The sequence below is a fragment of the Mycobacterium sp. genome (genome assembly GCF_039583785.1).
In the GTDB taxonomy this organism is placed as follows: domain Bacteria; phylum Actinomycetota; class Actinomycetes; order Mycobacteriales; family Mycobacteriaceae; genus Mycobacterium.
On the sequence record NZ_JAVKSG010000077.1, the window covers coordinates 1 to 14,322 of the forward strand.

General features: G+C 66.9%; 14 protein-coding genes and 2 pseudogenes. 12 read left to right on the forward strand and 4 right to left on the reverse strand.

Annotation, left to right across the window (positions count from 1 at the left end; all coding sequences use genetic code 11):
- The 3 genes from ABDV69_RS17810 to ABDV69_RS17820 form a co-directional block, all read left to right on the forward strand.
- Positions 1-618: flavodoxin family protein (locus tag ABDV69_RS17810; protein WP_343576741.1), on the forward strand; the 618-nt coding region annotated here is incomplete at its 5' end.
- A 161-nt stretch (positions 619-779) separates the two neighbouring features.
- Complete coding sequence (locus tag ABDV69_RS17815) at positions 780-1,646, forward strand: alpha/beta hydrolase (protein ID WP_343576743.1); 867 nt, start codon at positions 780-782, stop codon at positions 1,644-1,646.
- 202 nt (positions 1,647-1,848) lie between these two features.
- A complete protein-coding gene (locus ABDV69_RS17820; protein ID WP_343576744.1) occupies positions 1,849-2,100 on the forward strand; it encodes a hypothetical protein in 252 nt (83 codons plus the stop codon).
- Between the two features lie 54 nt (positions 2,101-2,154).
- Here the strand turns inward: ABDV69_RS17820 and ABDV69_RS17825 are convergent, their stop codons facing one another.
- Complete coding sequence (locus ABDV69_RS17825; protein WP_343576746.1) at positions 2,155-2,910, reverse strand: DUF2182 domain-containing protein; 756 nt, start codon at positions 2,908-2,910, stop codon at positions 2,155-2,157.
- 111 nt (positions 2,911-3,021) lie between these two features.
- On the opposite strand from ABDV69_RS17825, the gene csoR reads away from it, so the two are divergent.
- The 3 genes from csoR to ABDV69_RS17840 are packed head-to-tail and all read left to right on the forward strand — an operon-like array spanning position 3,022 to position 6,119.
- Positions 3,022-3,384: a copper-sensing transcriptional repressor CsoR gene (gene csoR / locus ABDV69_RS17830; protein WP_343576749.1), complete on the forward strand. Its 363-nt coding sequence runs from the start codon at positions 3,022-3,024 to the stop codon at positions 3,382-3,384.
- Between the two features lie 58 nt (positions 3,385-3,442).
- On the forward strand, positions 3,443-3,733 hold the full coding sequence (locus ABDV69_RS17835) for a DUF1490 family protein (protein WP_343576759.1): 291 nt from the start codon (positions 3,443-3,445) through the stop codon (positions 3,731-3,733).
- 55 nt (positions 3,734-3,788) lie between these two features.
- Positions 3,789-6,119: a copper-translocating P-type ATPase gene (locus tag ABDV69_RS17840; RefSeq protein WP_343576762.1), complete on the forward strand. Its 2,331-nt coding sequence runs from the start codon at positions 3,789-3,791 to the stop codon at positions 6,117-6,119.
- A gap of 85 nt (positions 6,120-6,204) precedes the next feature.
- On the opposite strand, the gene ABDV69_RS17845 is transcribed toward ABDV69_RS17840, so the two are convergent.
- A complete protein-coding gene (locus tag ABDV69_RS17845) occupies positions 6,205-6,495 on the reverse strand; it encodes a hypothetical protein (protein WP_343576750.1) in 291 nt (96 codons plus the stop codon).
- On the opposite strand from ABDV69_RS17845, the gene ABDV69_RS17850 reads away from it, so the two are divergent.
- On the forward strand, positions 6,476-7,183 hold the full coding sequence (locus ABDV69_RS17850; protein WP_343576751.1) for a 2OG-Fe(II) oxygenase: 708 nt from the start codon (positions 6,476-6,478) through the stop codon (positions 7,181-7,183). The genes ABDV69_RS17845 and ABDV69_RS17850 overlap by 20 nt on opposite strands.
- 27 nt (positions 7,184-7,210) lie before the next feature.
- Here the strand turns inward: ABDV69_RS17850 and ABDV69_RS17855 are convergent, their stop codons facing one another.
- A complete protein-coding gene (locus tag ABDV69_RS17855; protein WP_343576764.1) occupies positions 7,211-8,614 on the reverse strand; it encodes a sugar porter family MFS transporter in 1,404 nt (467 codons plus the stop codon).
- A 358-nt stretch (positions 8,615-8,972) separates the two neighbouring features.
- Between ABDV69_RS17855 and egtA the strand changes: the two are divergent.
- The 5 genes and pseudogenes from egtA to ABDV69_RS17880 all read left to right on the forward strand — a co-directional run.
- Positions 8,973-10,217: pseudogene (egtA, locus tag ABDV69_RS17860) on the forward strand (ergothioneine biosynthesis glutamate--cysteine ligase EgtA); the annotation flags it as partial.
- Positions 10,218-10,381: 164 nt separating this feature from the next.
- Positions 10,382-11,078 (forward strand): annotated as a pseudogene (locus ABDV69_RS17865) (L-histidine N(alpha)-methyltransferase).
- Positions 11,079-11,255: 177 nt separating this feature from the next.
- Positions 11,256-11,468: a heavy metal-associated domain-containing protein gene (locus ABDV69_RS17870; protein ID WP_343576753.1), complete on the forward strand. Its 213-nt coding sequence runs from the start codon at positions 11,256-11,258 to the stop codon at positions 11,466-11,468.
- A gap of 30 nt (positions 11,469-11,498) precedes the next feature.
- Positions 11,499-13,700 (forward strand): heavy metal translocating P-type ATPase, encoded by a 2,202-nt coding sequence (locus tag ABDV69_RS17875; protein ID WP_343576755.1) that lies wholly within the window; start codon positions 11,499-11,501, stop codon positions 13,698-13,700.
- A gap of 3 nt (positions 13,701-13,703) precedes the next feature.
- Positions 13,704-13,916: a hypothetical protein gene (locus ABDV69_RS17880; protein ID WP_343576756.1), complete on the forward strand. Its 213-nt coding sequence runs from the start codon at positions 13,704-13,706 to the stop codon at positions 13,914-13,916.
- Positions 13,917-14,064: 148 nt separating this feature from the next.
- On the opposite strand, the gene ABDV69_RS17885 is transcribed toward ABDV69_RS17880, so the two are convergent.
- A partial coding sequence (locus ABDV69_RS17885) for a hypothetical protein (RefSeq protein ID WP_343576757.1) occupies positions 14,065-14,322 on the reverse strand: 258 nt, incomplete at its 5' end.

The following is a 14,322-nucleotide window of genomic DNA, read 5'->3' on the forward strand; positions in this document are numbered from 1 at the left end:
GACGCCAGCGCTTCGTTGATGGCCAGACACGGAGTCGCGGTCGATCACATCCGAGCTGTCGATCATGACATCGCCACCGGTGTCTATCCCGACATGACCGAGCACGGCTGGGCCAGCGACGATTGGCCGGCACACTACGAACGCATCATGGCTGCCGACATTCTGGTTTTGGCCGGCCCGATCTGGCTCGGGGACAACAGCTCGGTGATGCGGACCGTGATCGAGCGTTTGTACGCATGCTCTGGAAACCTCAATGCCGCCGGTCAGTACGCCTACTACGGCCGTGCTGCCGGCTGCCTGATCACCGGCAACGAAGACGGCATCAAGCACTGCGCGATGAACATTCTCTACAGCTTGCAACACTTGGGTTTCGTGATTCCGCCCCAAGCGGATGCCGGCTGGGTAGGACCGGCGGGCCCGGGACCGTCATACCTCGACGAAGGTTCCGGAGGTCCAGAAAACGATTTCACCAACCGCAACACCACTTTCATGACGTACAACTTGATGCACATCGCATCGCTGCTGCGCGCGGCCGGCGGAATTCCCGCCTACGGCAATCAACGCGCACAATGGGACGCTGGATCGCGGTTCGATTTTGCTAATCCCGAGTACCGCTGACCCGGCTTGTGCAGTTGGTAGGCAAGCCGGCTGGACGGTGTCGACGCCGATGTCCCGGGACCGATTTCCGAGCAGCAGGGTCACCGGTCTAGCGCTGGCCCCGACGACACGAAGATCGCGCCCGAGGCCGTCGCCTGCCGGGCGGTGATACCTTCGGTCGGATGATGCCGACGAGTGTGTGCGACTGGCGTGACGATGGACGCTGGCTGGCGACGGACGTGGGATCGGTGTTCGTCCGATCGGCGGCCGGTGTGGGCCCGACGGTGCTGCTATTGCACGGCTACCCGTCCAGCTCCTTCGACTTCCGAACGGTGGTCCCGCACCTGGCCGGGCGCGCGTGGGTGGCCATGGACTTTCTGGGCTTTGGCCTCTCGGACAAGCCGCGACCGCACCGCTACAGTCTGCTGGAACAGGCCGACCTGGTGGAGGCCGTGATCGCCGACACCGTCACCGGTCCAGTGGTGGTGATCGCGCACGACATGGGCACGTCGGTGACTACCGAGCTGCTGGCTCGAGACCTAAAGGGCAGCTTGGGATTTGACCTGCAGCGTGCCGTATTGTCGAACGGCAGCGTGATCTTGGCGCGGGCCAGCCTGCGTCCGATCCAGAACGCGCTCCGCGGTCGGTTCGGCCCGGTGGTGGCGCGGCTGGTGAACCGGCGCATGTTTCTCCCGGGCTTCGCACAGCTGTTCAGCGCGGGCCATCCGCTGTCCGCGGAAGAGTCCGCCGCGCAATGGGCGCTGCTGTCGCACAACGACGGTCATCGCATCCTTCATCTGCTGATCTCCTACCTCGACGAACGCGAACGGTACGCATCCCGCTGGCATGGTGCGGTGCGTGACTGGCCGAAACCGCTCGGATTTCTATGGGGCCTCGACGACCCGGTCGCGACCACCAACGTGCTCGACGGGCTGCGGGAACTGCGCCCGGCCGCGCCTGTGATCGAGCTACCCGGGCTGGGCCACTATCCGCAGATCGAAGACCCGGCCACTTTCGCCACGAGCGCCCTGCAATTACTGAACGGCTAGCGACCTCAGTCGCGACAATCCAGCAGCACGCATCGGAACCGTCGACGAAATCGCACAAGCCGCCACCTGCGCGATGACCACCACCTTCCTCACCGGCGTCACCCTCAAAATCGACGGCGGACAATCGCTGACGTAACTCACATCGCCGTCATGCCTACGGACACCGAGCATCTGCGAGCCGCGTGCAAGATACGATAAGTCGATGGCAACGCTGGAGGACCTCGAGGCCCGAGTTGCGGCGCTGGAGGCCAGCCAGGCGGACTACCGGGCCGTGCTCGCCGCCGTGAACGCCCTCGGTGCCAACCAACGCGAATCGGCAAATGGGCAGCGAGAGCTCAAGTCCGACGTAGCTGACCTCAAAACCCAGGTGGCTGACACAAACGCGCGGGTGCGATCGCTTGCAGACGGCCAGTCCGAAATCAAAGACCTGCTGATCCGCGCGCTCGATACGTAGCTTTGGGCCTCATGTGCGGCCGAAGGATGTCCTACGAGATGAGCGGGGGCGACCTCAGGAGACGAGGTGGGGGAAAAATCCGGGATGCACCAGTAGCGCAACACCGAGCACTATCAGCATCGCGGCGCTCAGACGGCGAAGCGGATCACCGAACGGGGCTACCCTTTCCAGCCAGATCACCACGGAGAGCGCCAGCATCCACGCCAATTGCATTGTGCCAAAGGCGATCAGCACCACCATCAGCAGCCAACAGGAACCGAGACAAGAGATGCCGTAGCGGCCGCCGGCAACAATTGCCGCAACGGCGCTGTGAGGGTTGCTGCCTGAATCGCCGGACGAGGAAACGGGCCAGCTGCAGTGCCGCAGACACCGCGCCTTGATTGGGCTGAGCTGATGCAATCCCGCAAGTAGCGCCACCGCGCCGGCGACGCGCCCCACCCACGAGACGCTGTGTGTCACCGAGTTGAGGTAGGTCGACACCACAAAGGCCGGGATACCCACCACACTCCACACGACCAGGTAGCCGACAACGAAGACGGCCGCCGCGGCGGGTTTGCCACCCGTGCTGCGCGCATACCGGCCCACCACGGGCAAAACCGCGGGAAGCATCATCGCGGCCATCATGGCCACCCAGTCGATCAGAAACGGGGCCAACGACATCGCGGATTGGGCGTCCATCGGCATCGCGTCGCCGCTCATGCTCGCGGCGCTCACCACCGACCACCACCAGCACACACCGGCCACACACAGCAGCCAGGCCGGCAACCAGATGTCAGTCCACGCCCGCCCACGTCTTTGGCCGTTGTCCATGTAGGCCACTCCCCTCGACGCTGTCCAGAATACGACGAGCGCCAGCTACCCCACCCCGGGTGGGGTGGGGTATAGTGAGTGGAGTTTCGGCGTCGACGGGAGTGTGAGGCAGTGACGGGCGAGGACTTGACGGCGAAAAAGACTGCGGCGCTGAATCGGCTCAAGACCGTTCGCGGCCATCTTGACGGGATCATTCGGATGCTGGAGTCCGACGCGTACTGCGTCGATGTGATGAAGCAGATCTCAGCGGTGCAGTCTTCGCTGGAGCGCGCCAACCGGGTGATGTTGCACAACCACTTGGAGACGTGTTTTTCCTCGGCGGTGCTCGATGGCCGGGGGCACGCGGCTATCGAGGAGCTGATTGATGCCGTCAAGTTCACTCCGGCCTTGACGGGGCCGCAGGCCCAGCTCGGCGGTGCCGCTGTCGGTGAGCCTGGCGAACAAGAACCGGCGACTGCGGGCAGCCGGAGATAAAGAGCGATGACAGGCCACCGGATTTCGGGGCGAGAAGATCGAAGGGAACGTTGACATGTTGGTGTTGAACGGATTCATGGCCAAAGCGGTGCCCACCGTGGTGACCGGAGCGGTGGGGGTCGCGGCATATGAGGCGATACGCAGAGGCGTGGCGAAAATGCCGATGCGCTCGGCGACCGTTACCGTGACCGCCTGGGGTATCCGCGTTGGCCGCGAGGCCGAGCGCAGGGCCGGCGAAAGCGCTGAGCGGGCTCGACTGAGCGCCGCCGACGTGCTCGCCGAGGCCAAAGAACGCATCGGGGACGACGTCTCACCGGTGCCGGACTCAGGCAACACCGATGACCACTGACACAATCGCCGGTGGCGAGGTGGCGCTGAAGGTCATCTCCGACGCGTCCGGCCGGATGCGGGTGCACGCCACCGGGTTTCGCTTTGACGCGGTGCGGGCCGTCGCGATCGAGGACACGGTCGCCACGGTGACCGGCGTGTGCGCGGTGTACGCCTATCCGCGTACGGCATCGGTGGTGGTCATGTATTCGCCGCAAAGCTGCGACACCGACGCAGTTCTGGCGGCGATCGCCGATGCCCGGTACGTACCCGCAGAATCTGTACCTGCGCGTGCTCCCCACTCGGCGCAGGTGCCTCACACCGGTGTGGTGCGACGAATTGCCAGTGGGATCGGGCTGGCGTTGTTCGGCCTGCGCCGCGGCGCGCAGGGCCACCCGCCGCAGGCCGAGAGTGGCGGTGGCTGCGGGCAGGTGTCGGCGCGCGAAGACAACCGGCGCCAGCGCCGCACCTGGCTGCGGCGGCTGTGGCTGGCCCTTCCATTGGGTCTGCTGGTGTCAGGCTTGACGATGATTTTCGGCGCCTACCCGTGGGCACGGTGGTTGGCCTTCGCCGCAACCATTCCGGTGCAGTTCGTGGCCGGGTGGCCGTTCCTCACGGGAGCGATCCAGCAGGCGCGGGCACGGACCGCCAACATGGACACGCTGATCACGCTGGGCACATTAACCGCGTTCGTCTACTCGGCCTACGAGTTGTTTGCCGGTGGCGCACTGTTTTTCGACACCGCGGCGTTGATCATCGCGTTCGTGGTGCTGGGCCGCTACTTCGAGGCCACCGCCACCGGCAAGACGTCCGAGGCGATCAGCAAGTTGCTCGAGATGGGCGCCAAGGAAGCCTGCCTACTCGTCGATGGACAGGAGCTGCTGGTCCCGGTCGACCGGGTGCAGGTCGGAGATCTGGTGCGGGTGCGACCGGGCGAGAAGATCCCGGTCGACGGGCAGGTCACCGATGGGCGCGCCGCCGTCGACGAGTCGATGCTGACCGGCGAGTCGGTCCCGGTCGAAAAAGCGGTCGGTGACCAGGTAGCCGGGGCAACAGTCAACGTCGACGGAGTGCTGACCGTGCGCGCCACCGCCGTCGGGGCCGACACCGCGTTGGCCCAGATCGTCCGCCTGGTCGAGCAAGCCCAGGGCGGCAAGGCCCCCGTGCAGCGGTTGGCCGACCGGGTTTCGGCGGTGTTCGTGCCCGCCGTGGTAGCGGTGGCCGCCGCGACGTTTGCCGGCTGGACGCTGCTGGCCGCCAACCCGGTCGCCGGCATGACCGCCGCGGTGGCGGTGCTGATCATCGCCTGCCCCTGTGCGCTGGGCCTGGCCACCCCCACCGCGATCACGGTCGGCACCGGCCGGGGTGCCGACATGGGGATCCTGGTCAAGGGCGGTGAGGTGCTGGAAGCCTCCAAGAAGGTCGACACCGTGGTGTTCGACAAGACCGGCACCCTGACCCGCGCCCAGATGCGGCTCACCGACGTGATCGTCGACAAGGGGCGCCAGCCCAACCATGTGCTGCGGATCGCCGCCGCGGTCGAGTCGGGCTCTGAACACCCCATCGGCGCGGCCATCGTCGCCGGTGCCCGCGAGCGCGGCCTGCAGATTCCGGCCGCCACGGCGTTCGCCAACTTGGCCGGCCACGGGGTGCGCGCCGTGATCGACGGCCAGCCCGTTCTGGTCGGGCGGCGCAAGCTCATCGACGAACACGATCTGGACCTGCCCGAACACCTGGCTGCAGCGGCGCTGGAGCTCGAAGAACAGGGCCGCACCGCGGTGTTCGTGGGACGCGACGGCCTCGTGGTGGGTGTGCTCGCGGTGGCCGACACGGTCAAAGACGACGCCGCCGCAGTGGTCGGTCGACTGCGCGCCATGGGGCTAGACGTGGCCATGATCACCGGCGACAACTCCCGCACCGCAGCCGCGATCGCGGCGCAGGTCGGCATCGACCGGGTGCTGGCCGAGGTGTTACCCGCAGACAAGGTCACCGCCATTCAGGCACTGCAGGACGAGGGCCGGGTGGTTGCGATGGTGGGCGACGGCGTCAACGACGCCCCCGCCCTGGTGCAGGCCGATCTGGGCATCGCGATCGGCACCGGCACCGACGTGGCCATCGAGGCCTCCGACATCACCCTGATGTCGGGCCGCCTCGACGGCGTCGTGCAGGCCATCGAGCTGTCCAGGCAGACCCTGCGCACGATTTATCAGAATCTGGGCTGGGCCTTCGGCTACAACACCGCCGCCATCCCCCTTGCCGCGCTCGGCCTGCTCAACCCCGTCATTGCCGGCGCCGCAATGGGGTTTTCCTCGGTCAGCGTGGTGACCAACTCGCTGCGGCTACGCCGCTTCGGCCGCGACACCCAACAGCAACCAAGCCCCGCATCGCTACCGGCATTGACGCGATGACTGTGACCCGCGCCCGGGATCGTGAGGAGTCGGGGTAGCGCATGACACGCCCCTGACATGGTTGCACCCGGGACCGTTTCGGCTGCTACGGCGCGATGGTCAATGTTCGCGCGACGGTGCTGTTGCGGGTGTCGTCGTCACCGCGATGGTCCTCGGCGGTCAGGTGAACTTTCAGTGGACCATGTGATTTGCCGACGGCGACGCCGACATATAATGAGCTGTGACTCAAGGCGGCTTCACCCCACGCGGACGGGAACCAGGCGCCGTCGCTATCGGCGCTGTCGACAACCGAGCCATCACCAGCCGCACAACCCATTTTTCTGGGCCGACCAATAACGTCGGGTCGTAGCGCGCTGATGCTGATTTCGCAGGGCATCGAGTTGGTAAGCGATTTCATCACACACGAAAATTGCCGCCAACTGCTCCAGGAGATCGAGCTGTATCAATCTATCCATGCGATCCCGACCATTCACCGGGATCGGCCCGGGCGGTCACTGCGGTACCAGGTGATCGACGGCGAGCGGATCCACGAATCCTTCCCCGAGATTGTCGAGATCTACCGGCGGACAGGGCAACTCGTGCAACGGATGTCGGGGCTCGACCTGACGCCTTTGACTAATCGCGCCGCCGGAGTGAATGTCAACATCGTGCAGCCAGGCGGCGAGTATCGCTGGCACTATGACCGTAACGCCGTCACCGCTGTTCTATATCTGAACCAGGTCGCCGCTGGCGAAACCGAAATGTACCCTAACCACCGCATCCATTTAGGACAGTGGAAACACACACGCGCACAGCGCTTGCTCGACGCTTTGCTGCAAAATCAAAGGCTGACAGACCGGTTCGGATGTGCGATGGCCGTTGCGCCACGTGCCGGGCTGATGCTCGTCATGCAAGGCGACCGCTGCCTGCACAGTGTTCGTGCGGTCGAAGGCCGCGATGACCGAGTCAGCATCGTCATGGCTTTCGATACGCCGCAGGCCCACTGTGCGGTGCAACAGGATCTGGACCCATACCTGTATTCGGAGCAGGGCGACGGTATGTCCGATCCCAATTATCAGCGGTGACCGGTGTGCGTTGAACTGCGATCGCAGTCAGTCGCTACTGGGTTGGGGCTCTAGGGCACGACGGTACCCGCGGTCGTCGTGGTGTTCGGGCTGCCACGTGCCACCGTTCTCCCAGAAGTGCCGGATGTCCTCCAGCTGTTGGCCTTTGGTTTCCGGGGCGTACCGGTAAACGAAGGCGAACGCGGCGGCTGCCAGGGTGCCGAGCACAGTGAATGTCACCGCACCGCCGAACCCGTCGAGGATCGTGAGAAAGAGGGCGGTCACGACGGCGCTGGCCACCAAGTTGGAGGTGAGCATTGCGCTGGATCCGATCGGCCGCAGCCGCGGCGGGAAGCATTCCCCCGCGTACACCGATGCCACCGTGCCGAATCCGACGTTGTATCCGACTGTGAACAAGAGAACACCGATGAACGCGAATACGGTGAGCGCATCGGCGAAGTCTGAGCTCAGGACGAAAGCGCCGATCAGAACGGCGTTGGCCGCAATCATCACAGCGATGCCAGCCAGCAAGATGATGCGGCGACCCTGCCGGTCCACCATGACCAGTGCGACGGCCGCCGCGACCAAGCCGGCGGTCTGCACCAGCGCCGGCAGCAACAACAATGCGAAATTGCCCCGCAAGCCCATCGCCTCGAACAGTCGGGGGCTGTAGAACGTGATCGCGTTGATGCCGGTGGCCTGGACGAAGAAGCCGAACACCACCACGAAAACAGTGGCCCGCGCATAGGGCCGCCGTATCATCTCGGCCAGCGACCCTGTGCTTTCTTGGCCGAACGCGCCGGCAATCGCGGCGAGCTCCTTCTCGACATCGGACTCCGACTCTGACAAACACAGCGACTGGCGTGCCTTGTCCACCTGGCCCGTGAGGACGTACCAGCGCGGCGTATCGGATATCTGCTGCAACAACAACATGATCAACACGGCGGGTGCGGCGGCCAGCCCAAGCATCCAGCGCCAGCTGTGCGAATCCGCCAGCAGGTAGGCGACCAGATAGCCGACGATGATGCCGACCACCGTGCCGAGCTGGTAGGCGACCAGCAACGAACCGCGTACCCGGGCGGGCACGCTCTCAGCGACGAAAACCGGCACCACCACCACCGACACCCCGATGGCGACGCCCAGCAGCAGTCGGGCCGTCAGCAGCAGCGGCAGCGACACCGCTGCCGCGCTGAGGACCGCGAACGCCGCGTAGCCGATCGTCGCGAGCAGCATCGCCTTTTTTCGTCCGATCGCGTCGGCGAGCACGCCGCCCCCAACCGCCCCGGGGATCTCCCCGATTGCCAGGGCGGCCGCCACCATCTCCTGCCGGCCGGTCGACAGGTTGAACTCATCGGTGATGTAGAGCAGCGCACCCGCAACGTTAGACAGCGCGTAGCCCTCGATTAACCCAAAACTTACCGCGATGATGCCCACCATCACCACCGGCGACATTCGCGCACGGCTCACGCTGTCGATCCCCCCGTCGATCCCCCCTGGCCCATAAGCTCCGGACCTAGACAGCACTGACGCGGCAGCCATGACAAGCGGTTTGTCAGCGCGCTGACAGCATCACTGTGGTCTGAGCACGTAAGGCTATCCCACCACGGCACCGCGGGGCTGGTCGTAGGCAGTTGCCCTGGGATGCTCCGCCGGGCGGCTCTGGGCTCACGCAACGCCACAACGTGCCATCGCGAGTGTGTCAGCTGGCCGACATTGCCTGGCCGAATGTGCGGGCCAACCCGATCTACTGCTGCAACGAACTACTGCTGCGACGAAAAGTCGCTGTTGGCGACAGGGAGGGATCATCGCGATGGCGTTAGAGGCGCAGCCGCCGGACACCGACGACGTCGAGGCGCTGGGTAGCGCATCGGCTGCCGCGCACTACATCGCCGACAGCTGTCTGGTTGATCGGGCAGCGGGTCGGGTCGGCCTGGAGGTCGAGGCGCATTGTTTCGACCCACGCGACCCGCGCCGCCGGCCGAGCTGGGCCGAAATCGGCCAGGTGCTCGACCGGCTGCCGGACCTGCCCGGTGGCAGCGCGGTGAGCGTGGAACCCGGCGGTGCGGTCGAGCTATCGGGCCCGCCGGCCAACAGCGCCGCGGCCGCCGTCGAGGCGATCAGCCGCGACCAGACGATCGTGCGGTCGGTCGTTGCCGACGCCGGGCTGGGGCTGGTGTTGCTGGGCACAGACCCGCTGCGGCCGGCGATGCGGGTGAACCCCGGCGCACGCTACGGCGCGATGGAACAGTTCTTCGCCGCCACCGGGACCGGGGCTGCGGGGGCGGCGATGATGACGTCGACGGCATCGATCCAGGTCAATCTGGACGCGGGGCCGCGGGCGGGCTGGCCAGCTCGGGTAGCGCTGGCGCATGCCCTGGGGCCGACGATGATAGCGATTGCGGCCAACTCCCCCCTGCTGGGCGGCAAGTTCTCCGGGTGGGTGTCAACGCGCCAGCGGGTGTGGAGTCAGCTGGACTCCGCGCGCTGCGGACCGATCCTGGCCGCCGGCGGCGTGGACCCCGCCACCGATTGGGCCCGCTACGCACTGAGGGCACCGGTGATGCTGGTGCGGCAGCACTCGACTTCGGTGCCGGTGACGCAGCGTGTGCCGTTCGCCGACTGGGCCGACGGGCGGGTCTTGCTGGGTGGGCGTCGCCCGAGCATCGCCGACCTGGAGTATCACCTGAGCACGCTGTTCCCGCCGGTGCGCCCGCGCGGCTGGCTGGAAATCCGCTACCTGGACGCGGTGCCCGACGCGATCTGGCCGGCTGTGGTGTTCACGCTGACGACACTGCTCGACGATCCGGTTGCCGCCGACATCGCCGCGGAGGCCGTCGAGCCGGTCGCTACGGCCTGGGACACCGCGGCCCGCCTCGGCCTGGGTGACCGGCGCCTGTACACAGCGGCCAACCGGTGTGTGGCCGCCGCCGCCGAGCGGGCACCCGCGCAACTCGCCGACACGATGAGCCGATTGGTCTGCAATGTCGAACAGGGCCGCTGCGCGGCTGACGAGTTCTCCGACCGGGTGATCGAGCACGGTATCGCAGCGAGCGTCGCGCAGCTGGCGCACCCAACTGGTCGCCGCCACCTTGTCCAGATCAGGGGCGGGCGTGACTCGCGGGGTTCCAGTGAACAGCGTCACCGCCTGCGGTTCCCGCCTGCCGACCACCATGCCGGTCAAGGCGCCGTCACGACCGCGTCGGACGCCGGGGCACCGGGATGACGCTGTCGCTGTCCAACCACCTGGCCGCCGGCTCGGCTCACGAGGCGTTGCGCCGCGATGTGATGACGGGTCTGCGAAAGACGCCGAAGGCGCTGCCGCCCAAGTGGTTTTACGATGCGGTGGGCAGCGAGTTGTTCGATCAGATCACGCGGCTGCCCGAGTATTATCCGACGCGCGCGGAGGCCGAGATCCTGCGGGCCCGCTCCGCCGATGTCGCGTCGGCGAGCAGGGCCGACACCATGGTCGAGTTGGGCAGCGGGACATCGGAGAAGACCCGGATCCTGCTGAACGCGCTACACGAGTGCGGATCGCTGCGCCGGTACGTGCCGTTCGACGTCGACGCCGACATGCTCTCGGCGGCCGCGACCGCGCTCGCACATGACTACCGTTGCCATCGAAATCCAGGCGTTCTGCGGCGATTTCGATCTCGACGCCTTTCGGCACGTCGCACGCTGGAACGCCGGTGAGCAGCGGATGGAGATGTGGCTGCGCGCCGACCGCCGCCAGCGGGTGCGGTTGGCCGCGCTCGACTGGACCGTCGAGTTCGCCGCGGGCGAAGCGATGCTCACTGAAGTTGCCTACAAATTCCGCATGGACGGGGTGCCCGCTGAGCTGGCCGCAGCGGGACTGCGTCAGGTCCGGTGCTGGACCGATGCCGAAGGCGGCTTCGCGCTTTCGCTCGCGGTCAAGTGAGACCGGGCCCTCGACAGACGCGCCGGGCAGTGTCAGCGGGCAGACAATACAACGGCGCAGCACCGGTACGGGATGCACCATGAGGATGGTTCGGGCAGTTCGTTGACACGTCGATGAGCGGTCGACGGCCCTGGGTTCCGACCGCGAATCAATCCAGGTGACTACCAGGAGGACGCTATGGCAACAACGATTTTCTCGGTGCCTGGCATCAGCTGCGCCGCATGTAAGAACAGAATAGAAGCAGCGCTGGCACAGGCGGCCGGGGTTGACGCCGCCACGGTCGACGTGTCCGCCAAGTCGGTCACTGTCCGGCACGACGCCGACGTCGGCGCGGAGCAGCTCATCGGGCTGATCGAAAGCCAGGGCTATGACGTTGCCGGTCGCCACTGAGAAGAGGGAGACACCGGTAGCGGGGCGGCTATGAGCGACACGGCCCGAGCAGACCGAGAGATCGCCTCAAACCCGTTGCGGCGGGCCGACTTCACCGTCGGGGGGATGTCTTGCGCGTCATGCGCAGCCAACGTGAAAAAGATGCTGTCCAAACAGGCGGGCGTGGCAGAGGCGCAGGTGAACTTCGCCACCGGCCGCGCGCACGTCGACTACTGGCCGGGCCAAGCAGACCTCCGCAGGCTGCAGGCCGCAGTCGGCCAACTCGGCTACCACCTCGAACCGCTGACCGCCACACCGCCCTCGCCAAGCCAGCAGGCCAGCCACGAACGCCGGACCTGGCTGTGGCGCCTGTGGCTGGCCTGGCCATTGGCGTTGCTGGTGTTTGCGTTGACGACATTCGTCGGCGAGCACCCGTGGGCGCGGTGGACCGCGTTCGCCGCGACCGTGCCGGTCCAGTTCGTGGCCGGATGGCCGTTTCTCACGGCAGCCACCCAGCGGGCGCGGGCCCGTGGCGCCAACATGGACACGCTCATCGCGCTGGGCACCCTCACCGCGTTCCTGTACTCAACCTATGAGCTGTTCGCCGGCGGGCGCCTGTCCTTCGACACCGCCGCGATGATCATCGCGGTGGTGGCATTGGGCCGCTATTTCGAGGCCAGGGCGCGCGGCAGCGCATCGGCGGCGCTCAGCAAGCTGCTCGAAATGAGCGCAAAGGAAGCCCGGCTGCTCGTCGACGGCGAAGAACGGCGCGTGCCGGTCGACCGGGTTGGCGCGGGAGACCTGGTGCGGGTGCGGCCCGGGGAGAAGATCCCCGTCGACGGCGTCATCACCGACGGCCGCGCCGCGGTGGACGAGTCGATGCTCACCGGCGAGTCCGTCCCCGTCGAAAAGACCGTGGATGACCACGTCGCGGGGGCGACGCTCAACACCGACGGGCTGCTGACCGTGCGCGCCACCGCCGTCGGCGCCGACGCCGCGCTGGCGCAGATTGTGCGCCTGGTCGGGCAGGCCCAGGGCGGCAAAGCCCCGGTGCAGCGGCTGGCCGACCGCGTCGCGGCGGTATTCGTGCCGACCGTCATCGGCATCGCCTTCGCGACCTTCGCGGCATGGGCGCTGCTGGCCGGAAACCCGATCGGCGGCATGACCGCGGCGGTGGCAGTCCTGATCGTGGCTTGCCCCTGCGCGCTGGGCTTGGCCACTCCCACCGCGATCATGGTCGGCACCGGCCGGGGCGCGGACCTCGGCATCCTGGTCAAGGGTGCCGAAGTGCTCGAAGGCTCCAAGAAAATCGACACGGTGGTGTTCGACAAAACCGGCACCCTCACCCACGGGCGGATGCAGCTCACCGACGTCGTCGCCGCAGCCGGCGAGGACCCAGATCTGGTGCTACGGCTTGCCGCTGGCGCCGAGTCGGGCTCAGAACACCCCGTCGGGGCGGCGATCATCGCCGCGGCAGCGTCGCGGGGGCTCACAGTTCCGGCAGCCAACGGATTCGCCAGCCTGGCCGGGTACGGCGTGCGCGCGCACATCGACGGCCGGCGTGTGCTTGTCGGGGGGCCCAAGCTGGTTGCTGCGCACGCTTTGCCGTTGCCGGATCTGCTCGCCGCGCGCGCCGCGGAGCTGGAAGCGCAAGCCCGCACGGTCGTGTACGTCGTCCTGGACGACCGGCTCTGCGGTCTGCTGGGTGTCGCCGACACGGTCAAAGACGAGGCGGTCGACGTGATCCGCCAGCTGCACGCGATGGGGTTGCAGGTCGCGATGATCACCGGCGACAACGCTCGCGCGGCCGCCGCGATTGCCGGACAAGTGGGCATCGACCGGGTGCTGGCCGAGGTGTTGCCGGGTGACAAGGCGGCTGAGATTCGCCGCCTACAGGACGGAGGGCAGGTGGTGGCGATGGTCGGCGATGGCGTCAACGACGCCCCCGCGCTGGTGCAGGCCGACCTGGGCATCGCGATCGGCACGGGCACCGACGTGGCCATCGAGTCCTCGGACATCACGCTGATGTCCGGCCGGCTGGTCGGTGTCGTCCAGGCCATCCACCTGTCGCGCCGTACCCTGCGCACGATCTATCAGAACCTGGGCTGGGCCTTCGCCTACAACCTGGCGGCGATCCCGCTTGCGGCGGCAGGCCTGCTAAACCCGGTTATCGCGGGCGCGGCGATGGGGTTCTCTTCCGTCAGCGTGGTGACCAACTCGCTACGACTACGCAGGTTTGGTCGGCGCGGCTGACACGTGCGGCCCGAACAGCGCGAGGCGTCTGAGAAAGGTGAGCAAGGTGAGGTTTATGAAGCACTACCGGGCCGCGGCACGGTGACCGTCGATCAGATCGCCGTCGCATCCGGACTGGCCCCGGCCCAGGTGTTCGGGCCGCTGGCGATGCTGGAGGTCGGCGGCCTGGCGCAGCGACGCGACGGCAGCTGGGGAATAGTCCGGCCGAACCGGTAGCCCAGTCGGAGGCCAAAGCCGCTGCGGCGCTTTCCCCGTCGAGGTGGTGGGCTGTGGGCGGCATCGGGCGCAGGTGGTGATCGTCGATCCGGCGACTCGGCGGCCTTGCGGGCCCAATGAGGTGGGCGAGATGTGGATCGCCGAGCCCTCACTCCAGTAGCCCCATTTCGTACGCCCACCCGATGAAGCTCTCGACCCGCGGCAGCCGCATATCTGTGGCCACTAGATCGGCATAGATACGTTCCGCGGCTTCGGAATCGACGTCGCTGAGTTTCTTGCGCGCCTCGGCGATGATCCACATGGACGTCACAATCCGCGTATCCCGGCTTCTAGCCACCGTGCGGGCGTCACCGTCGTCGAGCACTGCAACCATGTGCCGATGAACGGCGCAGGCCAGCACCGCACA

Coding starts and splice junctions, on each gene's coding strand:
- ABDV69_RS17815 (WP_343576743.1), top strand. CDS start 780: ATGATGCCGACGAGTGTGTGCGACTGGCGTGACGATGGACGCTGGCTG.
- ABDV69_RS17820 (WP_343576744.1), top strand. CDS start 1,849: ATGGCAACGCTGGAGGACCTCGAGGCCCGAGTTGCGGCGCTGGAGGCC.
- ABDV69_RS17825 (WP_343576746.1), bottom strand. CDS start 2,910: ATGGACAACGGCCAAAGACGTGGGCGGGCGTGGACTGACATCTGGTTG.
- ABDV69_RS17840 (WP_343576762.1), top strand. CDS start 3,789: ATGCGGGTGCACGCCACCGGGTTTCGCTTTGACGCGGTGCGGGCCGTC.
- ABDV69_RS17850 (WP_343576751.1), top strand. CDS start 6,476: ATGCTGATTTCGCAGGGCATCGAGTTGGTAAGCGATTTCATCACACAC.
- ABDV69_RS17845 (WP_343576750.1), bottom strand. CDS start 6,495: ATGCCCTGCGAAATCAGCATCAGCGCGCTACGACCCGACGTTATTGGT.
- ABDV69_RS17855 (WP_343576764.1), bottom strand. CDS start 8,614: ATGTCGCCGGTGGTGATGGTGGGCATCATCGCGGTAAGTTTTGGGTTA.
- ABDV69_RS17870 (WP_343576753.1), top strand. CDS start 11,256: ATGGCAACAACGATTTTCTCGGTGCCTGGCATCAGCTGCGCCGCATGT.
- ABDV69_RS17875 (WP_343576755.1), top strand. CDS start 11,499: ATGAGCGACACGGCCCGAGCAGACCGAGAGATCGCCTCAAACCCGTTG.